The 24686-nt window shown below is 34.3% G+C and carries 27 protein-coding genes and 1 riboswitch; all 27 genes read right to left on the reverse strand.

What is annotated here, in order from left to right; genetic code table 11:
- Window positions 1-112: 112 nt before the first annotated feature.
- The gene (locus ACYQ39_RS07125) at window positions 113-1135 is read right to left on the reverse strand and encodes an MraY family glycosyltransferase (RefSeq protein ID WP_459841529.1); all 1023 of its coding nucleotides are present in this window, start codon (window positions 1133-1135) and stop codon (window positions 113-115) included.
- 133 nt (window positions 1136-1268) lie between these two features.
- The gene (locus tag ACYQ39_RS07130; RefSeq protein WP_459841531.1) at window positions 1269-1745 is read right to left on the reverse strand and encodes a deoxycytidylate deaminase; all 477 of its coding nucleotides are present in this window, start codon (window positions 1743-1745) and stop codon (window positions 1269-1271) included.
- Window positions 1714-2343, reverse strand: coding sequence for a uracil phosphoribosyltransferase (gene upp / locus ACYQ39_RS07135; protein WP_459841533.1), 630 nt, complete (start codon window positions 2341-2343; stop codon window positions 1714-1716). Before upp ends, ACYQ39_RS07130 begins: the two co-directional genes overlap by 32 nt.
- Before the next feature lie 92 nt (window positions 2344-2435).
- Window positions 2436-3674 carry a serine hydroxymethyltransferase gene (locus ACYQ39_RS07140; protein ID WP_459841535.1) on the reverse strand — a complete coding sequence of 413 codons (1239 nt, stop codon included), beginning with the start codon at window positions 3672-3674 and terminating at the stop codon, window positions 2436-2438.
- A 4-nt stretch (window positions 3675-3678) separates the two neighbouring features.
- On the reverse strand, window positions 3679-4116 hold the full coding sequence (rpiB, locus tag ACYQ39_RS07145) for a ribose 5-phosphate isomerase B (RefSeq protein WP_459841536.1): 438 nt from the start codon (window positions 4114-4116) through the stop codon (window positions 3679-3681).
- 65 nt (window positions 4117-4181) lie between these two features.
- On the reverse strand, window positions 4182-4868 hold the full coding sequence (locus ACYQ39_RS07150; RefSeq protein WP_459841538.1) for a low molecular weight protein arginine phosphatase: 687 nt from the start codon (window positions 4866-4868) through the stop codon (window positions 4182-4184).
- Between the two features lie 16 nt (window positions 4869-4884).
- Window positions 4885-5415 carry a manganese efflux pump MntP gene (locus tag ACYQ39_RS07155; RefSeq protein ID WP_459841540.1) on the reverse strand — a complete coding sequence of 177 codons (531 nt, stop codon included), beginning with the start codon at window positions 5413-5415 and terminating at the stop codon, window positions 4885-4887.
- Window positions 5416-5427: 12 nt separating this feature from the next.
- On the reverse strand, window positions 5428-5997 hold the full coding sequence (locus ACYQ39_RS07160) for a manganese efflux pump MntP (RefSeq protein ID WP_459841541.1): 570 nt from the start codon (window positions 5995-5997) through the stop codon (window positions 5428-5430).
- A 190-nt stretch (window positions 5998-6187) separates the two neighbouring features.
- Complete coding sequence (locus tag ACYQ39_RS07165; RefSeq protein ID WP_459841543.1) at window positions 6188-7228, reverse strand: L-threonylcarbamoyladenylate synthase; 1041 nt, start codon at window positions 7226-7228, stop codon at window positions 6188-6190.
- Between the two features lie 40 nt (window positions 7229-7268).
- Window positions 7269-8123, reverse strand: a complete 855-nt coding sequence (gene prmC, locus ACYQ39_RS07170; protein ID WP_459841545.1) for a peptide chain release factor N(5)-glutamine methyltransferase — start codon at window positions 8121-8123, stop codon at window positions 7269-7271.
- A gap of 1 nt (window position 8124) precedes the next feature.
- On the reverse strand, window positions 8125-9219 hold the full coding sequence (gene prfA, locus ACYQ39_RS07175) for a peptide chain release factor 1 (protein WP_459841546.1): 1095 nt from the start codon (window positions 9217-9219) through the stop codon (window positions 8125-8127).
- A gap of 260 nt (window positions 9220-9479) precedes the next feature.
- Entirely contained in the window at window positions 9480-10364 is an 885-nt protein-coding gene (locus ACYQ39_RS07180) for a DUF1385 domain-containing protein (RefSeq protein WP_459841548.1), read from the reverse strand.
- 74 nt (window positions 10365-10438) lie between these two features.
- Window positions 10439-10639 (reverse strand): 50S ribosomal protein L31, encoded by a 201-nt coding sequence (rpmE, locus tag ACYQ39_RS07185; RefSeq protein ID WP_459841550.1) that lies wholly within the window; start codon window positions 10637-10639, stop codon window positions 10439-10441.
- Window positions 10640-10731: 92 nt separating this feature from the next.
- Window positions 10732-11982, reverse strand: a complete 1251-nt coding sequence (gene rho, locus ACYQ39_RS07190) for a transcription termination factor Rho (RefSeq protein WP_459841672.1) — start codon at window positions 11980-11982, stop codon at window positions 10732-10734.
- 25 nt (window positions 11983-12007) lie between these two features.
- The gene (locus ACYQ39_RS07195; protein WP_459841552.1) at window positions 12008-13021 is read right to left on the reverse strand and encodes a sodium:calcium antiporter; all 1014 of its coding nucleotides are present in this window, start codon (window positions 13019-13021) and stop codon (window positions 12008-12010) included.
- 91 nt (window positions 13022-13112) lie between these two features.
- A complete protein-coding gene (glpX, locus tag ACYQ39_RS07200; RefSeq protein ID WP_459841554.1) occupies window positions 13113-14090 on the reverse strand; it encodes a class II fructose-bisphosphatase in 978 nt (325 codons plus the stop codon).
- A gap of 271 nt (window positions 14091-14361) precedes the next feature.
- The gene (gene fba / locus ACYQ39_RS07205) at window positions 14362-15216 is read right to left on the reverse strand and encodes a class II fructose-1,6-bisphosphate aldolase (protein WP_459841556.1); all 855 of its coding nucleotides are present in this window, start codon (window positions 15214-15216) and stop codon (window positions 14362-14364) included.
- Window positions 15217-15314: 98 nt separating this feature from the next.
- Window positions 15315-15953, reverse strand: coding sequence for a hypothetical protein (locus tag ACYQ39_RS07210; protein ID WP_459841558.1), 639 nt, complete (start codon window positions 15951-15953; stop codon window positions 15315-15317).
- A 78-nt stretch (window positions 15954-16031) separates the two neighbouring features.
- Window positions 16032-16769: a hypothetical protein gene (locus tag ACYQ39_RS07215; RefSeq protein ID WP_459841559.1), complete on the reverse strand. Its 738-nt coding sequence runs from the start codon at window positions 16767-16769 to the stop codon at window positions 16032-16034.
- A gap of 347 nt (window positions 16770-17116) precedes the next feature.
- A complete protein-coding gene (locus tag ACYQ39_RS07220) occupies window positions 17117-17512 on the reverse strand; it encodes a RidA family protein (RefSeq protein WP_459841561.1) in 396 nt (131 codons plus the stop codon).
- 103 nt (window positions 17513-17615) lie between these two features.
- A complete protein-coding gene (ilvA, locus tag ACYQ39_RS07225) occupies window positions 17616-18821 on the reverse strand; it encodes a threonine ammonia-lyase (protein ID WP_459841563.1) in 1206 nt (401 codons plus the stop codon).
- Between the two features lie 311 nt (window positions 18822-19132).
- Window positions 19133-19241, reverse strand: a riboswitch (SAM riboswitch).
- 55 nt (window positions 19242-19296) lie between these two features.
- Window positions 19297-20898, reverse strand: coding sequence for a CTP synthase (gene pyrG, locus ACYQ39_RS07230; RefSeq protein WP_459841565.1), 1602 nt, complete (start codon window positions 20896-20898; stop codon window positions 19297-19299).
- Between the two features lie 288 nt (window positions 20899-21186).
- A complete protein-coding gene (locus ACYQ39_RS07235) occupies window positions 21187-21342 on the reverse strand; it encodes a XapX domain-containing protein (RefSeq protein ID WP_459841567.1) in 156 nt (51 codons plus the stop codon).
- Window positions 21343-21550: 208 nt separating this feature from the next.
- Complete coding sequence (gene argS, locus ACYQ39_RS07240; RefSeq protein ID WP_459841569.1) at window positions 21551-23215, reverse strand: arginine--tRNA ligase; 1665 nt, start codon at window positions 23213-23215, stop codon at window positions 21551-21553.
- Window position 23216: 1 nt separating this feature from the next.
- Window positions 23217-23630, reverse strand: coding sequence for a YwiB family protein (locus ACYQ39_RS07245; RefSeq protein WP_459841571.1), 414 nt, complete (start codon window positions 23628-23630; stop codon window positions 23217-23219).
- 103 nt (window positions 23631-23733) lie between these two features.
- The gene (locus tag ACYQ39_RS07250) at window positions 23734-24147 is read right to left on the reverse strand and encodes a flavodoxin family protein (RefSeq protein ID WP_459841573.1); all 414 of its coding nucleotides are present in this window, start codon (window positions 24145-24147) and stop codon (window positions 23734-23736) included.
- 64 nt (window positions 24148-24211) lie between these two features.
- Entirely contained in the window at window positions 24212-24655 is a 444-nt protein-coding gene (locus ACYQ39_RS07255; RefSeq protein ID WP_459841575.1) for a DUF441 domain-containing protein, read from the reverse strand.
- Window positions 24656-24686 lie beyond the last annotated feature (31 nt).

A 24686-nucleotide genomic window follows, 5' to 3' on the forward strand; every position in this document is an offset into this window, starting at 1 on the left:
GATATTTACTGCAAGGAATTTGATTTCTATTTTTTATATCAAACTATCTCTAATTAATATTTCACTGCTTACATTATAATAGATATCTTAAATTTTGTAAAGGATATTTGTACTATTTATCACAATATCCTGTATCTTTGTAAACTTTAGAATCCGTCTTCAAAATTCCCAATTTATAACTACCACTTAACAGAAATAAAGTTATCATTCCTAATAAAAATACTAATTGATTTAAATCTGCTTGACTAATTCCTATAGCTACTAAGCTTAAAGACAGACTGACTAAATAAACGATAATCACAGCTTGCCACTGAGTTAAGCCTAAACTCAATAACTGATGGTGTAAATGGTTCTTATCTGCTTTAAAGATAGGTTTTCCAACTAATCTACGTCGTAAAATAGCAAATAAAGTATCAAAAATCGGAACTCCTAGTACCAAGATAGGAATAATAAAGGTAACAGTTGTTATACTCTTTAAAGCACCAGTAATAGAAATAACACCTAACATAAAACCTAAAAACATGCTTCCGGTATCTCCCATAAAGATTTGAGCCGGATTAAAATTGTAACGTAAAAATCCTAACGTGGCACCAATTAAACTTAAGGTCATTAATACAGCTAACATCTGACCTTGCTGATAAGCGAAGATACCTAATGGAATAGCAGCAATTACTGTCACTCCACCAGCTAAACCATCTAAACCATCAATTAAATTAATTACATTCATAGTACCTAACATCCAGATTAAAGTAATTGGTAAACTTAACATTCCTAAATAATGACCTTTGATAAATTCAATCTTAACTCCAGAAAAGACTAATAATAAAGTAATTGCTATTTGACCTATTAATTTAATCACAGCCGAAAGTTCATATAAATCATCTATAATTCCTAAAAATACAATTAAAGTAGCACAGACCATAATAGTTTTTATTTGAGAATTAAGTCCTAACCAGAAGAGACTTAGCATAACTCCAGCAAAGATCGCCAAGCCACCTAAATTAGGAATAGCTTCAGTATTAATACGACGCTTATTAGGTTCATCTACTGCTCCTAGAGCAAAAGCTAACTTTTTAACTACTGGAACCAATGCATAAGCTACTAATAAACTGATTAATAAAGGCATTAATAACATCAGTTTCACCTTCTTTCTAATTTTTATAACAATAAAAAACTGACCACACAATAGTGGTCAGTTTCCCAATAAGCAAGTCCATCTCTATTCTAAAAGATTAACTTACTTTTTGCAATTATTGAATTCTGATAATTTATCCAATTTGTTCTAATGTTATATCTGCCTCTTTTAACATCTTCTGGGCCAACTCATCTGGATAAGCTCCTTTAAAGACTATTCGCTTAATCCCAGCATTAATAATCATCTTTGTACAGAGAATACATGGTTGATGGGTACAGTATAAAGTAGCACCTTCAATTGAAGTACCATGTAAAGCAGCTTGAATAATTCCATTCTGTTCAGCATGTAAGCCACGACATAACTCATGACGCTGTCCAGATGGTACATTCTGCTCTTCTCTAATACAACCTGTTTCACTACAATGAGGCAAGTCACTAGGAGCTCCATTATAGCCTGTAGCTAAGACACGTTTATTCTTAACAATTAAAGCACCTACTTTTCTTCGTAGACAAGTAGATCGTTTAGCTACAACTTCCGTCATTTCCATAAAGTACGCATCCCAAGATGGACGCCCCTGCTTACTTAGTTCCGAATAATCTGTCACCAGCATCACCTAAACCTGGTACAATATAAGCATGATCATTTAGCTTTTCATCAACTGATGCAGTATAAATATCAACATCTGGATGGGCCTTTTGTAGTCTCTCTATTCCTTCTGGAGCTGCTACTAAACACATAAACTTAATATTCTCAGCTCCTCGTTCCTTAACAAATTCTAAGGCTGCCTCAGCAGTTCCACCTGTTGCTAACATTGGATCTACCATAATTAATTCTCTAGACTCAATATCTGTTGGCATCTTACAGTAATATTCTACTGGCTCTAAAGTCTCAGGATCACGATATAATCCTACATGACCTACTTTAGCTGCTGGTACCAAATCAACAATTCCATCTACCATTCCTAAACCAGCTCGTAAAATAGGTACAATAGCCAACTTCTTACCAGCAACTACATTAGATTTAGTCTTAGCAACTGGAGTTTCAATCTCTACCTCCTGTAGCTTAACATCTCTAGTAACTTCATAAGCCATTAATGCTGCAATCTCATCAGTTAACTCTCTAAAGTCTTTAGTCCCTGTCTCTTTCTTTCTTAAATGTGTCAACTTATGTTGAATTAATGGATGATCAATTGTATATACTTCGCTCATTATTTCTCCTCCTTTAGTTTTTAGTTGTTAGAGTGAGGAATTAGTGTGAGTAAAACTTTTACTAACCACTTACTACTCACACTCATCACTCACTACTCAGACTTAAACAATGGAAAATCTGCTACTAAATCTGCTACTTCTTTTTTGACTTCTTCTTTAACGTCTTCATTATCAATATGTAATAGTACTTTAGTAATTAACTGACCTACTTTCTTCATGTCATCTTCTTTCATACCTCTAGTTGTTAACGCAGGAGTTCCAATTCGAATTCCACTAGTCACAAATGGACTCTTAGTCTCAAATGGAATAGTATTCTTATTAACTGTAATTCCTACTTCATCTAAAGCTTCTTCAGCTTCTTTACCTGTAATCTCATGGTCAGTTAAATCTAATAGTAATAGATGATTATCAGTACCTTCTGCAACTAATCTAAACTCTTGACCTAATTCTTCTGCTAAAGTACGAGCATTCTTAATAATCTGTTCCTGATAATCATTAAAGCCTTCTGTTAAAGCTTCCTTGAAACAGACTGCTTTAGCAGCAATAATATGCATCAATGGTCCACCTTGAATCCCTGGGAAGATAGCCTTATCAATATCTTTAGCTAACTTCTCTTGACAAAGGATCATTCCTCCTCTTGGCCCGCGTAGTGTCTTATGAGTTGTAGTCGTTACTATATGAGCATACTGGACTGGATTTTGATGTAATCCTGCTGCTACCAAACCAGCAATATGGGCCATATCAACCATAAGATAGGCTCCTACTTGATCAGCAATCTCTCTAAACCGCTTAAAGTCTATCTCTCTTGGATAGGCACTAGCACCAGTCACAATCAACTCTGGCTCCTCTTTTTTAGCTATTCTTTCTACTTCATCATAATCTATTCTTTCTGTCTCTTGATTTACCCCATAAGAGACAAAATCATAATAACTACCAGACATATTAACTGGACTACCATGGGTTAAATGTCCACCATGAGTTAAATCCATACCTAATACTTTATCACCTGGCTCTAACAGAGCAAAGTAGACTGCTGCATTAGCTTGAGAACCAGAATGAGGCTGTACATTAGCATGATCAGCACCAAATAACTCTTTAGCTCGTTCAATAGCCATCTCTTCTACTTCATCAACCCACTGACAACCACCATAATAACGCTGGTTAGGATAACCTTCAGCATACTTATTAGTTAAAACAGTTCCCATTGCTTCTAAAACTGCATCACTAACAAAATTTTCAGAAGCAATAAGTTCTAAGTTATTCTTTTGACGCTCTTCTTCCTTATTAATCGCCTCAGTCAACTTAGGATCTACCTCTTCTAATTTACCCACTTTATCACTCCTCTAACTGATTAATCTTATCGATTCTTCTTTGATGTCTACCACCTTCAAATTCAGTCTCTAACCAAGTCTTAACAATTTCTAAAGCTAATTCACTACCAACTACTCTTTCTCCTAGAGTAAGCACATTAGAATTATTATGCTGACGAGTTGCCTTAGCTGAAAAAACATCATGGCATAGAGCAGCTCTAATCCCCGCAACCTTATTTGCAGTTATAGACATTCCAATTCCTGTTCCACAGACTAAAATACCTCTTTTATATTCATTATCTGCTACTGCATGAGCTACTTCCTTAGCAAAATCAGAATAATCAACTGATTCAGTTGTATTAGTCCCAAAATCTTTATATTGAATTCCTCTATCCTCTAATAAATCTATGATTTTTTGTTTTAAATTATATCCACCGTGATCACTACCAAGTGCTACTTTCATTTTTAGCCCTCCTTTTTTAAATAACTTTACTAAAGACTTCTTTAGTAAAAATAATTATCCTCCCTTTAATCTAAATTTTCGACAACTTTTTCTAGTTCTTCTTTAATTTCTTGAGCGCATTCTTGATATACTTCAACAGGTTGTCCAAAGGGATCACTTATATCTAAATCATTCTGACCACCTTGTAACCGGGCCAACTCTCTCTTTTCTGGAGATAGTTTACGGGCCAACTCATTCTCCAACCTAACAATCTCATTTTCTATCTCCTCTAATTCAGAAGTTAGTTTAGATCTCTTTTGTTCTAATTCTTCTAACTCATTCTGATATTGAGATAGAAATTCATTTCTCTTTTCTTCCATTTTATTATATAATTCTTCTATTCTTGCTTCCTCTTCTATATCTCTTTCTAACTTAGTAGAATACTCTTTAAGAGTATATACCTGACCTCTAACTTGAGGATAGTTATCTAAAATACTGACTTTGTGGCGTCGAGTCATAGTCAGAATTAAATCAGATTCTTTAACTAGATCTTCTGTTAAAGGGGTAGTTGTATGATCAGTTAAATCAAGCCCTTGCTGTTTTAGTACTTCAATGGCTTGTCTAGCTGCTGTACCTCCCTCTCTAGCAGATATACCAGCTGATAATACCTGATAATCATCTTTTCCTGACTTTTCCAATATTTTTCTACATAAAGCTTCAGCCATACTACTACGACAAGTATTACCAGTACAGACAAATAGAATTTTAGTCATCTTCTTACCTCCTAGACTAAAAGACAAAAGTTTTAATTCCCAAGCCGATTAATATTAAACCTCCAACTAACTCTAATTTAGCCATTACTGCTCCTAAAGCATCACCTAAAGTTAAACCTAGAATAGTCATTAAAAAAGCTACTGCCCCAAAAAATATAGCAGCCTGTACTATTCCAGCTCCTAAAGCACCTAAACCAAAGCCAACAGTCAAAGCATCTAAACTGACACTAATTGGAATCAAAATCAACTCTGCACCTGTTAATTTGAATTCTGTTTCTTCTTCTCCATCTTCCCGTACCATATTAATACCTAACAAGATCAAAACCCCTGCTCCTAAATAAGTAGCAACCTGCCCTAAATAACGGCTTAGTTGAGTACCTAAATAAAGCCCAACTAGTGGTAATACCAAATGTAATAAACCTATTATTAAACTAAACTTAATTACTTTTTTACTATCATCTACTCCTGCAACTCCTACTCCAATAGATACTGAAAAAGAGTCCATTCCTATAGCCAAAGCTATCAGCACTAGTTCATAGATATTCATGGCTTCAACTCCTTAGCCAGTTGTTAATATTAGATGGAGACCTAGTAAAACCAAAGCTAACCCACCTAGAATCTGTGCTTTATCAATTAAATTACCTAATTTAGTTCCTATTAATAAACCACTAGCTACCATTAAAGCTGCAATAATTCCTAGAGCAAAACAACTTAATAATAGACCAGCATTTAACATACCTAGACTAAATCCCACAGACAAAGCATCGATACTGACACTAAAAGCTAAAATTAAAACTGAGATACCATATAGATCAAATTTAAATTCTTTCTTACTACTAGTCATCTGGTCATAAATCATTAACATACCTAAAATCATCAATAAACCCGAACCAATAACTGTAGTAATCTGATCAATTGTATCTTCAAAGTAATAGTGCCCAAAAAAATGTTGTAAAAGATGTCCCAATTCTACTCCAATCAAGGGCATTAAAACATGGAAAGCCCCAATTATCAAACTTAACTTTAAAACTAATAACCAGTTTAGGCGTTTAGTTCCAATAGCTACTGAAACAGAAAAAGCATCTGTCCCTAAAGCCAATCCTAAAATTAATACCTCAATAGGTCCCACACTACCCCTCCCTATTTCATATCTAAACTATATATATTTTAGGAAGGAGTGATTTATTATAGTTATCCAGTATTGAGTTGTCAGTCAAAAGTCTTTATTTTAGAGAATTAAACTATTTTATGTTTTCGATTTTGAATTAGCTCATAGCACATAGCTCATAGCACATAGCACATAGCACATAGCACACGCCTCACACTTTAATTATATTATACCCCGCTGCCTTACGTAACCGATTCATAATAGCCAAGCCTAAGCCAGTCTTAGGTAAACCCTCAACTATTATCTTATCTACTCCTTGTTTATCAAGACTACGCAATAACTTGAAGATATTACTACTGACTTCTCTTAAATTAGCTCTACTTCCCATTTCTTTAACGATAGCTTGCTGATATCTATTACTTAATTCTGTAGTCGCCATCACACCTATTTTACCCTCTTCAGACCTAATTAATTCTTTAATCTTAGTTGAAATTTGATCTGGGTTTCCTTCAACTAGGATAACATCTGCCTGAGGAGCATAATGTTTATACTTCATACCTGGCGATATAGCCTGTTTAGATTCATTATTAACTTCAGCTTCTACTGCTGGATCAACCTCTACTTCATCTAATATATCCTCTAGCATCTCATATGTAACCCCTCCTGGTCGCAGTAAGGTAGGTGTCTCTTGTGATAAATCAAGAACTGTTGATTCAACACCGATTCCTGTCTGACCTCCATCTACTATGCCACTAATTCGTCCTTGTAGGTCAGCAAATACATGTTGGGCCAAAGTAGGACTAGGACGACCAGATAAATTAGCACTAGGAGCTGCAAGAGGTCTTTTGGCCTTAGAAATTAATTCTTTAGCTAGAGGATGATTAGGCATTCGAACTGCCACTGTATCTAATCCACCAGTAGTTACTTCAGGTATCTGCTCAGCTTTCGGGAGGACTAGTGTTAATGGCCCAGGCCAGAATTGGTCTATTAACTTTTGGGCTTGCTTAGGTATATCTCCTATAATTAAGTCTTCTAACTCTTCTTGTTGAGCAATATGTACAATCAACGGATTATCTGCTGGTCTACCTTTAGCTTGAAAGATCCTCTTAACTGCTTGATTATCTAAGGCGTTGGCCCCTAAACCATAAACTGTTTCTGTAGGGAAAGCTACTAACTTTCCTTGTTGTAATAATTTAGCTACTTCTGCTAATTGACTATCATTAAATACTTTAGTTTCTTTAATCTCTTCCATAATCATCACCTCTCCCAAACTATAAAGAAAAAAGTAGGCTCTAGAGCCTACTTAATACCATCCGTTCAATTCCAGCATAGTCTTCTTTAATTTCCACTTTAGTAAAACCTTGCTCACTTAATAAATCAGCTACATCTTTAGCTTGTTCAATGCCTACTTCAAAAGCAACTAATCCCGAATCAGTTAATAGTTTAGGTGCTCCTGTGACTAACTGGCGATAAAAATCTAGCCCATCATCTCCACCATCAAGGGCCAACTCTGGTTCATTTTGAACTTCTTGCTGTAAATCAATTAGATCTTCAGTAGGAATATAGGGTGGGTTAGAGACAATAATATCGAATTCCTCTTCTAATGGCTCTAATAAACTACCCTCTTTAAAATCTATTTTACCAGCTACTTGATGATTTAATGCATTTTCATAAGCTACTTTGAGAGCAGCAGTAGAAATATCAACTCCTACTCCCTGAACTTCCTTAGTAGCTAACTTAACTATACTGGTAATAATTGCCCCGCTACCTGTTCCAATATCAGCAACTCTGACTTCTTCTTGATCTATCTGATCTATTTTCTCTAAGATGATCTCTACTAGATGCTCTGTCTCAGGTCGTGGAATCAACACATCAGAAGTCACCTTGAAATTAAGGGACATAAATTCTTGTTCTCCTAAGAGATAAGCTACAGGCTGTCCTTGACTACGCTCGACTATTAATTCACGATAGTAGTCAGTTTCAGCTGTACTTAAAGGTCGATTAAAATTAACATAAAGCTTAACTCGTTCCATATCCAATACATTAGCTAATAATACTTCAGCATCTAAGCGAGGATTAGGCAGATTATGCTCTTTAAAAAAATCAACAGTCTTATCCAAAATTTCTTTAACTGTCAATCTGCTCACTCTACTCTACCTGCTTTAACTTTTCTATCTGATCAGCTGTAATTAAAGCTTCAATAATCTCATCTAATTCACCATCTAGAATAGACTCTAATTGATGAGTTGTTAGATTAATTCGATGATCAGTAATTCGACCTTGAGGGAAGTTATAAGTTCTAATTCGTTCACTTCTACCTCCACTACCTATCTGACTCTGTCTCTGTTCTGCCATTTCCTCTTGTCTTTCTTGTTCAATCTTTTCTTGTAATCTAGCTCTTAAAACTCGCATAGCTTTATCTCTATTCTTATGCTGAGACTTCTCATCCTGACAAGAAACTACCAATCCAGTTGGCTCGTGAGTAATTCGTACAGCTGAATCAGTTGTATTTACACTCTGACCACCTGGCCCACTAGAACGATAGGTATCTATCTTTAAGTCATTAGGATCGATATCAATGTCAACATCTTCTACTTCTGGCAATACAGCTACTGTAGAAGTAGAAGTGTGGATCCGACCACCAGATTCAGTACTAGGTATTCGCTGTACCCGATGGACTCCACTTTCATACTTTAAATAACTGTAAGCTCCTTTACCTTCAATTACAAAAATGATTTCTTTATAACCACCCATATCTGAAGGAGTAGAAGATAATATATCTATATCCCAGCCCTTACTTTCTGCATAACGAGTATACATTCTATATAGATTACCAGCAAAGATATTAGCTTCGTCTCCACCAGCACTACCACGAATCTCAACTACAACGTTTTTATCATCATTAGGATCTTTAGGGATCAACATTAATGGTAGTTGATTTTCTAGCTTTTCTAATGTTGGTTTAGCTTCAGCTAACTGCATTTCAGCTAATTCAACCATTTCTTCATCATCGGCCATCTCTAAAATTTCCTCTGCCTCATCTACATTATCTCTTAACTCTTGGTACTTTTCATATTTCTTAACAATCTTCTTCAAGTTAGCATATTCTTTTGATAATTTCTGAAATCTCTCCTGATCATTAATTACCTCTGGATCACTTAACAGACCTTCAATCTCTTTATAACGATCTACTACACCATCTAACTTATCTAACCATTTTTCAATATCAAAATCTAATTCCATATTAAACCTCCTAGCTTGAAATTCAGTATACAGTTTACGGTTTGCAGTTTACAGTTAAATTCATAAAATCAAACCCTTACCAAACATTAGTATATAAGAAGTTATAAAGGCTTTGAATTTGCTTTTAACTATAAATTGTACACTATACACTGTCCCTTCGGGTTCTAACGAACCACTTCGTGTAAAAATTATAACCATCAACTATTGATATAAAACTATAGCTTTATATCAGTTAAAATTTGTTCTCTATTATCTATTATTTATTCTTTACTATCTAGTTCCTCTTCCTCATCCAATACTGCTTCTAAAGACTTCATAGCAACCTCAACTTGTCTATTAGAAGGCTCAGCAGTTGTTAACTTCTGTAGATAAAGACCTGGTAAAGCAATTAATTTAACGATCTTAGGTGCCCCTTCCTTACCGGCCAACTTAATCAATTCATAAGATAGCCCAGCTACTACTGGCAATAAAGCTATATGAATTAAGATCCGATTTATTAAAGACGGACGACCGAAAAAGGAGAATAAAAGAATACTAACTATCATTACCAATAATAAAAAGTTGGTACCACATCTAGGATGTGAAGTAGAAAACTGCTGTGCATTTTTTACAGTTAAAGGTAGATCAGATTCATGATTATGAATCACCTTATGCTCAGCCCCATGATACTGAAAAACACGTTCAATATCTTCTAACTGAGAGATAGTTACAATATAAGTCAACAATACACTAACTTTAACTACTCCTTCAAATCCATTTAAGACTAAATTAGAATCTATATATGGTTGAATGAAATGAATAATTCCTGCTGGCAGAACAACAAATAATAAAACAGCTAATCCTAAAGCAGTTCCCATACTTGTAATCAATTCAAACCAAGATAGCTCTTCTTCTTCTTCACTAAACTGATTAGCTGAAAAAGTTAAAGCTTTTAACCCCAAGATTAAAGATTGAAATAAAGCTATTACACCACGTAATAAAGGTAATCCAAGTATTTTAAATTTATCTGTTAAAGAATTCAAAGGTTTTTCATCTAATACAATCTGTCCATTATCCTTTCGGACGGCCACTGCTATATTTTCTTCTCCACGCATCATAACTCCTTCAATGACTGCCTGACCACCATACTGTTTATCTGCTGCCATGGTTTTTTCCTCCCAAATTATATAGGAATTATAATATCAAAAAATAGCAGAGCAAAAGCCCTGCCATTTATATATTACTCAATACCATATTTTTCTTTAAATCTCTCAACACGTCCACCACGAGCATCGCGTTTCTTCTTACCAGTATAGAAAGGATGACAGTTAGAGCAGACCTCTACTCTTAAATCACCCTTAGTTGTCTTAGTTTCAAAAGTATTTCCGCAAGCGCAAGTAATTTTAGCTTCTTCGTATTCCGGATGAATTTTTTCCTTCATCTTAATCACCTCTCTTTATTACGTGATCTTCTGACTGCCATATTATAACACAGCAATAGTCAAATTTCAACATACAAGATATCATCTTATACTTATTTAATGATCTTCTGTAACGAAGCTAACATTTCTTGGTTACTAGAACTAGCATTTATCTGCTTAACAAAGGAATTAATAATCTGACTTGGACGGGAATTATTCATTTCTCTTCTTAAATTCCACATTGTCTCTATTTCTTCTTCTGATAATAATAATTCTTCTTTTCTAGTTCCTGATTTCTGCACATCAATAGCTGGGAATAATCTCTTTTCTGCCAACTTACGACTTAAGTGTAACTCCATATTTCCTGTTCCTTTAAATTCTTCATAGATTACATCATCCATTCTACTTCCTGTCTCAACTAAAGAAGTAGCTAGAATAGTTAAACTTCCACCTTCTTCAATATTTCTAGCCGAACCAAAGAAACGCTTAGGTTTATGCAAAGCTGTTGGATCTAATCCTCCAGATAAAGTTCGACCACTAGATGGTATATTGACATTATAAGCTCTAGCTAATCTAGTAATACTATCTAGTAAAATTACTACATCTTGTTTCTGTTCTACTAATCTTTTAGCTTCTTCTAATACTAATTCTGATACATTAATATGATTTTCAGGTGGTTCATCAAAGGTAGAACTAATTACTTCTGCTTCAACTGACCGCCTCATATCTGTTACTTCTTCAGGACGTTCATCAATTAAAAGAATCATCAATTTAGCTTCAGGAAAATTAGCGGAAATACTATTGGCAACCTTCTTGAGTAGAACAGTCTTTCCTGCTTTAGGTGGCGCAACAATTAATCCTCGTTGGCCCTTTCCAATAGGAGCCACCAAGTCAACTAGGCGACTGGAGACTTCATTTTGTTTATGCTCTAAAGTAATTCTTTCTTGGGGATATAGAGGGGTTAAATCTTCAAAATGAGGTCTTTCTTGGGCCAACTCTGGGTCTTGATAATTTACTGCTTCAATCCTCAACAAAGCAAAATAACGTTCATTCTCTTTCGGACGACGTACTTGACCTGAAACTACATCTCCTGTCCTTAAATCAAAACGCTTAATTTGAGATGCAGATATATAGATATCATCTGTACTAGGTACATACTCAGAAGGACGTAAAAAACCATATCCATCTGGGAGGATCTCTAAGACACCCTCAGCGAAGATCAAACCACCCTTTTCTGTTTCCGCCTTTAGAATTTCAAAGATCAATTCTCTCTTCTTCAGGGTGCTATATCCAGTAATTTCTAAATCTTTAGCAACTTCATATAATTCACTAATCGTTTTATCCTCTAACTCACTAATATTCATCAACTAAAATTCCTCCCTAAAAACCTTAAAACTGAATTCCTAATCTGAATAACAAATAGGCTCCAAATAAATAAATAGTAGCAATAGAAATAGAGTCCCAGCCAATAGTTAAGAAGGTCTTCTCAGAACGATAGAAGAGACCTATTACAGCAATACTACTTAAAATCAAACCTAATAAAGCTGTGATAGTATGAGATAAAGAGACAGCTCCTAATACAGGTTCTCCTTTATAGAATAACTCTGCCACTATAATAATTACCATATTAAAAATATTACTTCCAAAGACATTTCCTACTGCTATATCATAAGCATTAATCCGAATAGCAGAAACGACAGCTACCATTTCTGGTAAGGAAGTAGCTGCTGCAACTAAAATGGTTCCCATAAAAGTTGTCTCTAAACCAGATAACGTAGCAATTTTATCTGCAGAAGAAGACAATTTAATTCCAGCAATAATAATTATGATTGCAGATATACTAAATCCTAAAATAGCTCTATTCAATGAAATATTTAAATCTAGTAATTCTTCTTCTTTATCATCATCATCTACTTCATTCTTCTTTTCATAACGAAAAATTAACCGAGCCCCAACTAAATAAGTAACCAAAATAATAATAGGACCTAATCCAATACCAAAGATATTCAACTGTAAATCACTTAGATAGTTAGCTAAAATAAATAAAGTAGCAAAACTAGATAATAAAACCCCTAATAAAGCAGATAAGATATGTTTAGAATGCACCCGTAACATGAAAGGTCCTGACCCATGCATCAGATCAGCAAGAGCCAAAATTACTAAGTTAAAAGTATTACTTCCAAAAACATTTCCAATAGCAATATCAGGTGATCCAATTGCAGAAGATGTGCCACTGGTTACTACTTCAGGTAAGGAAGTAGCTCCTGCTACTAAAATACTTCCTACTAAAGCTTGACCTAATCCTGTTTTGGTAGCAATTATATCTCCATAATCAGATAATTTAGTTCCTGCAATAATAATTGCTAACGCTGATAATAGAAATACTAGCCATAATGATAACAACTCATATGCCTCCTGTTTATCTTCAATATAATTTATCCTTCATTACCTATTATATACTCCTGTAATTTTCAAGTCAATCGTCTAACAACAATTATTTTTGAGGTAGTGGTTTTTTGTCCAATTTATGGACTGCTTCTACAAATCTCAAAGTTCCTGTTTTAGATCTCATTACTACAGAATGTGTTGTTGCTTGGTCGCCTGTAAATCTAACTCCATCTAACATTTCTCCATTAGTTACACCTGTAGCAGAAAAGATAACATTATCTCCTGCTGCTAAATCATCCATTTTCAATGCAGCCTTAACATCTTCAATACCCATTTCTTGGGCTCTTTTAAGTTCATCATCATTTTGAGGCCTTAATCGGGCTTGCATATCACCATCTAAGCATTTTAAACCAGCTGCAGCTAAAACTCCTTCTGGAGCGCCTCCAATCCCCATTAATAAATCAACGCCAGTATCAGGTAATCCTGTAGCTAAAGCAGCAGCTACATCTCCGTCACTAATTAGCTTCATCTTAGCTCCTACTTCTCTTACTTGATCAATTAATCCGCCTCCTTTACGATGACGTGGCTTATCTAAGATAACTACTGTTACATCTTCAACTGACTTGTCCATTGCTTCTGCTACTGCTTTAATATTATCTTTAACTGAAGCATTAATATCAATACTCCCTTTAGCCTCTGGGCCAACTGCTATTTTATCCATATACATATCAGGAGCATGTAAGAAACAACCTCTTTGGGCTACAGCCAAAACAGATAAAGCATTTGGTCGCCCTTCAGCAATAATTGTTGTTCCTTCTAAAGGATCAACTGCAATATCAACTTTAGGTACTTCTCCTTCTCTAGTACCAATCTTTTCACCAATATATAACATAGGAGCTTCATCTATTTCTCCTTCACCAATTACTACCTCTCCATCCATATCTACTGTATCAAACATACCTCGCATAGCATCAACTGCTGCTTGGTCAGCTGCTTCTTTATCACCTCGACCCATCCATCTTGCTGATGCAATTGCTGCTGCTTCTGATACTCTAACAAATTCAATAGCTAATTCCCGTTCCATTATAATCATCTCCTTATATTAGTTTATAGTTTACAGTTAAGATCAATCAAATATTAAATTTAAACCTGAGTTTGAGTCTAAGCTTTAGTTTAAGGGTTTACTCAAGCTCAAATCTTAATCTTAAACTGATTTTTTAATAATTGTAACTCCTACATCATCAATTATTAATTATAAATATCTGTTAGACGTATAACCAACCCTTAAAAAACAGAAAAAAGGAGCAGAATTTAATTCTGCACCTTTTTCTTAATCAAATCTATTAAATTATAAGTTACGCTTTATTAGCGCTACCGAAGACTTCAATCTTCTTCTTAGCAGCTTCAATAATTCCTTTTTTACCTGGACCGATAATCTTTCGAGGGTCATATACTTCTTTATCTTCTGCAAGTAATTCTCGAACAACTTTTGTCCAAGCCTGCTGGAAGTCAGTATTAACATTAATCTTAGAAGTTCCACGATTAATTGCTTCTTTAATATCTTCTGTTGGAATACCAGTTCCACCATGTAATACTAGAGGTAAACCAGCAGTTTCTTTGATTTCTAACATCTCTTCAAACCCTAAATCAGGTTCTCCTTGGTATGGACCGTGAACAGAACCTAAAGCTGGTGCTAATGCATCAATACCAGTCTTTTCAACTAACTTTTTACATTCTTCTGGATCAGCATACTTAACTTCACCTTCAACACCATCTTCTTGTCCACCTACAATACCTAACTCAGCTTCAACAGACACTCCATTTGCATGAGCATATTCAACTACTTCTTTAGTAGTCTCAACATTCTCTTCAAATGGATGATGAGAAGCATCAATCATAACTGAAGTATATCCAGCATCAATTGCTTTCTTACAGCTTTCAATACTTGAACCATGATCTAAATGAATTGCAACTGGAATAGTAATATCCATATCTTCTAATAGACCTTTTACAATATTAACTACCGTCTTAAAGCCACCCATGTAACTAGTAGCTCCTTCAGATACACCTAAGATTACAGGAGAGTTCTCCTCTTCACAAGCTTGTAAAATAGCTTGCGTCCACTCAAGATTATTAATATTAAACTGTCCTACTGCATACTGCTCTTCTTTCGCCTTATTCAACATCTCTGTCATTGATACTAATGCCATTTTAATATAACCTCCTTAGTTATTTCCACTACATAGTATACAATACTAAAGATAAAAGTCCTTCATTTTATCCTATTTTTCGGGAATTTTCCCGATTTTTAGCCATTTGTCTTTTCTAAAGCACTAACTACTCCTTCTAAAATCTTAATCTTCTTCAATTTTCTTAATTCTTTTAAATCTCTTTCAGTCTTTGCTTCTACCTTAGTTACACCATCACATTTTTTACAGATTAGTTCTATTTCATTAGGTAACATTTCAATATCTATCTCTTTGCTACCACACTGACAGACTAAACCACTCTCTTTAGCTATATCATGTAATTCATTTAAAGCAGCTAACATAATATCAGGATTAGTAAAATAATCTTCAAAGTCTAGCTTATCCATCATTTCTTCTAAATACTCTTCTTCTTGTTCAGTTAACTCTTTAACTTCATTATAAGGCCCAAAATAACCCAATTCAGTTCTATTAATAGAGCATTCAATACTTTTAACTTGATTGGCCCAAAACTCATTCTGCTTATAAAAATTTCTATGTTTAGTATCACAGAAGATACAAGGATATTCTAACCAAAAGTTCTGGCCTTTTTTACCAATTACTAATTTATCAAAACCACAATCACACTCTAACTCTAATTTATCTGCACCTGAAAAATCAAATATATTAACTTCCTCTAACTCTAGCTTACCACACTTAGGGCAGCGACATGCTAGAGTAATTTGGTATTCAATTACCATTTTGCTCGTACCTCCTTTGACCACTTAAGTTATTCTTTATCTCTATTCCAATTCCTTTATTTAATCAGAAAAAACAGACTAAATATTACGTACTACAGCTAACTTAACTTGCTTATCAACCTCTAATTTAACCCATTGATTTACTGCTAAATCTTTAAATTTTATCTTTTGTTGATTATTTATCAGATTAGTTCCATCCTGTATCTGAAAGGTCTTTAGTTGAGGTTCCGATCTAGTACCTATATTAACAGTAATCTCTTTTTCTTGCTTATCTATCTCTTTAATAACACCCTTATCTTGATAATGATGTAATACCAATTTCTGTAGCTGATTATTAATACCTAACACTACTACCCCCTGATCACCTACCCTGATATCAGTTAAAGAAGCTGAATAATTATTCCTAATTATATCAAGATTAGATTTTAAGTCATAAACTATTTTTTGACCTGTATTTAGATTTTTAAAAATTATTACTTGCTTATTTACCTCTTCAACTATAATTGAGATACTACGATAAAAAGAATCAATAGTTTCTATTTTTCCTTCTTTATTTAACTCAATTCTAGCCTGTTGAAAATTATCTCCCTTAATTGGTCTTAAAGCTTTCAAAGATACATCTCTGTTATTTAACTGAATTGTAGCATTTAAAGCTAATTTATATTCTGTCATCTCTTCTCTACTTTTTAGTAAAATAGTGTCTTGATTAGTATTAACAGCTACTATTTCTCCTATTCTCTCTAAATCACCTTTAGCAGAAACTACAGTAGTCAACATCAACATAAGAACAATAACAAACGTTATGTATTTCTTCATCTTTATCCCTCCCATTTGATTATTCACTAATATTATTTACATTTTTTAGTAATTATATACCAAAAAAATAAAAAAGTAGGTAAAGAATTAACTTTACCTACTTCTTGAAACTACTTATTATTGATATAAAGTGGCACTTTGTGCCACGCTATCAGCAAATGGGTTTTATTACGTAAGGTCTTGATTTCAAGACCTGAAGGATCTGTCGTCTGCTAGGTGCAGATGGTCTTTATCACGAAAAGTTTCTATGAAACTCATAGGGTGAGCTAAATCAAGTTCAAATCATAAACACATCTCAAATCCTTAAAGTGCAGGAATCGTAAGGGAAAAATTTTTAACAACTTAGTTTAATCAAAACTAGCTATAACTTCCATCTCGATTCCTACATCCCTAGGCAACTTAGCTACCTCGACACAAGACCGAGCTGGCTTATGTTTACTAAAGTAATCGGCATAGACTCTATTAATCTTATCAAAGTCATCCATATTACTAATAAATAAGGTAGTTTTTGCTACATCAGACAATTCTAAACCTGTTTCTTTTAAAATAGCCTTCACATTCTCTAAAACCTGCTTAGTCTGTACCTCAATACCTCCTACTATTAGGTCATCATCTCTTTCTGAATCTGGGTCTAAAGGTATTTGTCCTGATAAAAATAATAAATTACCACACTTAACTCCTTGTGAATAAGGGCCAATTGCTGCTGGCGCCTCTGTAGTACTGACTGTCTCTAAATCTGCCATTTGAATACCTCCTAGTTATTTAGTTTACAGTGTATAGTGTATAGTGTATAGTGTACAGTTAACATCAAATAATATAATCATTGATAATCAATGTCAGGAATTACTACTCAAATAACTTATACCCATGCTCTTTTAGAGACTCATAAATCTTTTGAGCATGTTCACGGTTTCTTGTCTCTAACTCTAACTCTACTTCTGCTGAATCAATAGGAATCCCATCCTGGTGATGATTATGATGAATTGAAATTACATTTGCATCTGATTTGGCAATTCGATTTAAAAGTTGTTGTAGATTACCTGGTTGATCTTTGAGTATAGTCTTGAATCTGACTCTGCGACCTGCTTTAGTCAAACCACGTTCAATGATTCTAGAAATCATATTGACATCAATATTACCACCACTTAAAACAGTAGCTATATTTTTATTCTCAACTTCTAATTTATTATTCAAAACAGCTGCTAAAGCAGTAGCTCCAGCACCTTCAACTGTCATCTTGGCCCGTTCTAACAACATTAAAATCGCATTAGCAATCTCTTCATCACAGACTGTTACAACTCCATCAAGATACTCCTGACATAATTGATAGGTTACTGAACCTGGTCTCTTAACTGCTATTCCATCAGCAATAGTATTAGCCTTGTCTAAACTAATTATTTTATCTTGCTTTAATGATCTTTTCATAGCTGGAGCACTAGCTGCCTCAACTCCAATCACTTTTACTTCTGGCTTTATTGTTTTAGCTGCTACAGCAATGCCAGAGATTAATCCTCCCCCACCAATTGGGGCTAATATAATATCGACTTCTGGTAGATCTGCAAGGATTTCTAAACCAATTGTTCCCTGTCCTGCAATCACTTCTGGATCATTAAAAGGATGTAAAAAAGTTAAATTTTGCTCTTGTTGTAACTCCATTGCTTTATTATATGCTTCATCATAGACAGTTCCATACAGAACAACATTAGCTCCATAATTCTGTGTAGCTGTTACTTTAGCAATTGGAGCATCCTCAGGCATTACAATAGTAGCTTGTAGACCATTCTTAGTAGCACCTAAAGCAACTCCTTGGGCGTGATTTCCTGCTGAAGAAGCAATAACTCCTCGTTCCCTTTCTTTTTCAGTTAAATTGGCTATCTTATTGTAGGCTCCTCTAATTTTAAAAGAACCAGTCTTTTGTAAATTTTCTGCTTTAAGATAAATCTGGTTATTACTTAATTGGCTAAAAGTTGTACTATAACTTAAATTAGTTTTATGTATAATTCCTGTTAAATTTTTAGCAGCTTCTTTTATCTTATTTAAAGTAACTTCCATTATAAACCTCCTTGGTTGATAGTGCTATAGCTATCAGCAAATAGTTTCTATTACAAAAGGTCTTGTTTTTTAGACCTGAAGGATGTGTTGTGAGTAGATGGTCTTTATCACAAAGAGCTTCTGTGAAAAATCTGCTAATGGCACACAGCACACGACACATGACTGTATCACCTATGGTGACACAATTATATACATAATATACCATTAATAAAGCATACAGTTATTAAGATTATCCCCTATTAAATATAAAAATATAATTATCAACAGTGTTAAAATAAAAAAATCCTCTTCTTAAGAAGAGGATTTTACTCTTCTCATCTTTCAAAGTTCCACTAGAAAACTTTGTAGGAGTTGGCACCTTCCCTAATCGGGGGTTGCCGGGCTTCATTGGGCCAGTCCCTCCACCACTCTGGATAAGAATATAAAATTATTTTATTTTAAACTATATTAACATCTTTATCTAGCTATGTCAATTCTAATTATTTAAAGCCGCCTCAACAAATCCTTTAAATAATGGATGTGGGCGATTAGGACGTGATTCAAATTCAGGATGGAACTGACTAGCTACAAACCATGGGTGGTCCTCTATTTCAACAACCTCTACTAACCTATCATCTGGAGAAACACCAGATAAAACTAAACCTGCTTCAGTTAATTTTTTACGATATTGATTATTAAATTCATAACGATGGCGGTGTCGTTCATAAATTACCTCTGCTTCATATAAATCACGACAGACAGTATCTTCTGGAACCTTGCAAGGATATAATCCTAATCTCATAGTTCCACCTTTTTCTTCAACATCCTTCTGCTCTGGCATTAGATCAATTACTGGATAAGGAGTATCATCATCAAATTCAGCACTATGTGCTCCTTCTAAACCACATACATTACGAGCAAATTCAATTACGGCACACTGCATTCCTAAACAGATGCCAAAGTATGGAACTTCATTCTCTCTAGCATACCGAATTGTTTCAATCTTACCTGGTACACCTCGATCACCAAAGCCACCCGGCACTAAAATACCATCTACATTAGATAAATGGGCTTTAGCACCATCTTCTTCAACATCTTCAGCATGAATCCATTTAATATCTATTGCCGTATCATTACTTACACCAGCATGTTGTAATGATTCAACAATACTAATATAAGCATCAGGTAACTCAACATACTTACCTACAATGGCAATACTTGTATCATTACTTAGATTCTTCATTTTATTTACCATTTCTCGCCATTCAGATAGATCTGGTTGCTCTACTCGAGAATGTAAATCTAACTTTTTAAGAGTTATATCTGCTAAACCTTCTTGTTCTACAATTAATGGCACATCATAGATACATTCTGCATCTTTAACTGGAATTACTGCTTCTTCATCAATATCACAGAATAAAGCAATCTTATCTTTAACTTCTTTGGTTAACTCTCGCTCACTACGACAAATAATCACATCTGGTTGAATACCTAACCGTCTTAATTCTTTAACACTATGTTGAGTTGGCTTTGTCTTTAGCTCATTTGCTGCATTAAGATATGGAATTAAAGTACAGTGAATATACATTACATTCTCTGGGCCAAAGTCATGTTTACACTGTCTAATTGTCTCTAAGAAAGGTAGCCCTTCAATATCACCAACAGTACCACCAATTTCAACTAAAGCCACATCAACATCTTCATTATCACCTAATCGTTCCACTCTAGATTTAATCTCATCAGTTATATGAGGAATTACCTGTACTGTACCACCTAAATAATCTCCGCGTCGTTCTTTCTTCAATACTGTAGAATATATCTGTCCAGTTGTTACATTAGAATTTTGATTCAAATCAATATCAATAAATCGCTCATAATGTCCTAAATCTAAATCTGTCTCGGCACCATCATCAGTTACAAAAACTTCTCCGTGTTGATAAGGATTCATAGTACCTGGGTCAACATTAATATATGGGTCTAACTTCTGAACTGTAACATTTAACCCTCTCTCTTTTAACAATCTACCTAAAGATGCAGCTGTAATTCCTTTTCCTAATGAAGAAACAACACCACCAGTTACAAAAATATACTTTGTCATTAATAAATCCTCCCTTTAATATAGTGTCATGAGTCGTGATTTGTGTGTCCTGAGCTAAATTCTTTAAATTTTTAAACTCATAGCTCACAGCTCAAGACTCATAGCTTGAAACTTTATATCAATTAAATTCAACTTTTATAATTAAAATTAGATAGTAATCAATAATCTATGTGAATAATGCTTATATCTTATTCACGCTGACACTATCCGTCAGACGTCTATCTTAACCATATTATAAGAAAAAGACTAGAAAATTCAGGCCTTCCTAAATTTCCTAGTCTAAACATCTTAATTTAACATATTAACTAACATAAAACCTAAATAAATACCGATAATTCCCATAACTCCTGATAAAGTCGGTGGAGCTGGAATAGGCAAGTCCAAAAAGGAGAATAAACCTCCAACAATTAAACCAGATAATGTAGATAATAACGCCTGGTTCACTTTAATTCCTCCTTAGTATACAATCCCTCTCCCGCCCACCCGAAAAAAATCGGGCCAACAAATAAAGTTAACAGTTTACAATTTACAGTTGACAGTTATTATAAAGATTAAATAATAAATATAGAATTAAAATATTTATTCTCTATTCACTATAATCTATTATTTATTTTCTAACTGTAAACTGTCCACTATCAACTATCAACTACTACTACATGCTTTCTGGCGCTGAAACACCTAATAAATCAAGTACATTAACTAATACTTGCTGAGCAGCCAATGTTAAGCATAATCTAGCTCTCATTAACTCTTTATCATCAACTAAAACATGACATTTATTATAGAACTTATGGAAAGCAGAAGCTAAATCATAAGCAAATCGAGCTATATGATGTGGCTCTCTACTCTTTGCACTTTCAGCTATCTCTACAGGATAATCAGCTAACTTCTTAATCAGATCTAACTCTGTTTCCGTCTCTAACTTAGTAAAATCGACTTGATCAAAGTCAGGTATCTCAACCCCTTCTGCTTCTATCTGATCTAAAATACTAGAGATACGGGCGTGAGCATACTGGATGTAATAGACTGGATTGTCTGTTGATTCCTTTTTAGCTAACTCTAAATCAAATTCTAACTGACTATCAGTACTACGCATCACATAGAAATAACGAGCTGCATCTTTACCTACTTCTTCAACTACATCTTTAAGAGTGACAAAATTACCAGATCTCTTAGACATCTGCACCTGATTACCATCACGTAATAAGCTAACCATCTGAACTAATATAATCTGTAAAGCCTCTTTACCATAGCCTAAAGCCTCTACTACAGCCTTCATCCGCTGTACATATCCATGATGATCAGCACCCCAAATATTAATTACTTCATCAAAACCTCGCTGATACTTATTTTGATGATAAGCAATATCAGCAGCTAAATAAGTTGGAGTTTCATCATCTTTAATAACTACTCTATCTTTATCATCACCAAATTCAGTAGCTTTAAACCATAAAGCACCTTCTTTTTCGTAGATCAATTCAGCTTCTTTTAGTTCTTCAACAACTTCTTCAATAGCTTCAGAGTGAAGGCTTCGTTCACTAAACCAATTATCAAACTCAATTCCAAAGTTACTTAAATCTTCTTCAATATTAGCCAATAGTTCTTCGTAAGCATATTCTCTAAAGTATTCAATCTCATTATTTTCAGCTGCTTGTAAATATTTATCACCATCTTGATCAATAATTTCCTGGGCCAACTCTTTAACATACTGGCCATGATAAGCATCTTCAGGAAATTCAACTTCTACTCCTAACAGCTGTTGATATCTAGTTGCCACTGATCTACCTAATAGATCCATCTGGTTCCCAGCATCATTAATATAATACTCTTTAGCTACATCAAAGCCAGCTAAGTCAAGAATATTAGCCAATACATCGCCGACTACTGCTCCTCGACTATGTCCTACATGTAATGGTCCAGTTGGATTGGCACTTACAAATTCAACTTGCACCTGCTTATCATTACCTGTCTCTACTTGACCATAATCGCTACCTTGTTTCTTAACTTCTGATAAAACATTATATAACCACTTATTATTAAAATAAAAATTAATAAAGCCAGGTCCTGCAATCTCTACCTGTTTTACAAAATCAGGCTTATGTAAAGTATCGACAATCTCTTGGGCAATCTGACGAGGGGCCATCTTAACTTGTCCAGATAAGACCATAGCTAAGTTAGTAGCATAGTCACCATGAGCCTCTTCACGTGGCTCCTCTAATTTAATAGTTGGTACCTGCTCCACCTCAAAATCTGCTTCAGTAACTGCTGTTTCTAACTTGGCCCGTAACTTATCTTCTAGATCATGAATCAGTGCCATACTATTCCTCCTTATACGATAAACTCAACCAGTTAGTTCCCACTACTCCTTGTTCATTATACAATTGATATTTCAACTTGACTTTACCAGCACTAGAACCAATATCTACATCTAATTTCTCTACTTCAATTTCAAATTCTAAAGTACCATAAGGTGTCTTATAATCAAATGAAGTTCTAGCTTTAGGATTAAAGTCCTGAATTGTTCTCACTTTTCCTTGCCTAATCAGCGTCAATTCTCTATCTCTTATCTTAAGTGTCGTTGTAACTCCTGCTAAATCTCCAGTATCTTCATACCTTAAGTAATAAGTACCAGCTTTATTATAAAACTTACCACTAGTTTCTGTCTTTACTTCTGTCTCTTCTACACCATTCTCTTGTCTACCAACAACCTTGATTGCTACTTCTTGTGCCAAGGTATCAGCCTCACTTTTTATCTATAATACCTAAACTTAATATTTTTAATACAACAATAAATAATTATACAACCTTAACCTAGTTTTTGCAAGAAGAGAGCAGTTAAATTTTTAAACCTAAAGTATAACTTTTAGCTTCTGCATAATCTTTAAGAACTCTAAAGTCTTGTACAAAAGCTCCTTGCTTTTCTAACTGATCCATCAAAGTCTTAACTGCTTTACTAGCTCCAAATAACTTTGAATTAACAAAAGCTATTGTCTTTTGAGCAGATGTTCTCTTACACTGCCTTAAAAAGCCTTTTAGTTCATTATCTATTTTGCCACCAAAGAATCCTAACGCAGGACTGCCTACTAATACTAGATCATATGGTGCCCAATTCAATGGTCTAGTTCGATTCTTGACTTCTTCTATATCAACTCTAGCTCCTTGTTTTTCAAGTCCAGCCTGTAAGCCTGCAACTAAATCCTTTAAGCTATCTGTTGTAGAATGAATAACTAATACTCGTTTAATAACCAATCCCCCCTAATTTAGCCTATACTTGTATATTTAGACTTAAGGAAGATTATACCTGTTAAAAGATTTAAGAAAATAGCTTATATATAACAGCAGTAATTCCACTAGCAATCAATGGCCCACTAGGTAAACCATTAAAGAAGGCTACTCCTACAATGACACCTAATACTAAATTAACTGTAATAGTCGGTTCAGTCTCTAGTAATGAAATACCTTCTCGAGTAAATTGAGTAACAGCAATCCCCATAGTGATTCCTAATAAAGATAAAGGATCTAATAATCCTTCTGTCAATTTCTCTATCTTTAATTCTCCTGTAGCTAATGGAGTTAAAACTCCTAACATAATTAAAATAATTCCTATTTTAACACTATAACTATCGATTAAATCCATAACCCCATCTAACTTTAAATTTCTAACTACTAATAAGACTACTCCTGAAATAATCAATGAATCATTCTTAACTATTAATCCTAAAATTGCAATTATTAATAGTGCTACATTAACTTTCATATTTGACCACCCTTGTTAATTATTATACTAT

It is taken from the genome of Halanaerocella petrolearia, assembly GCF_054657875.1.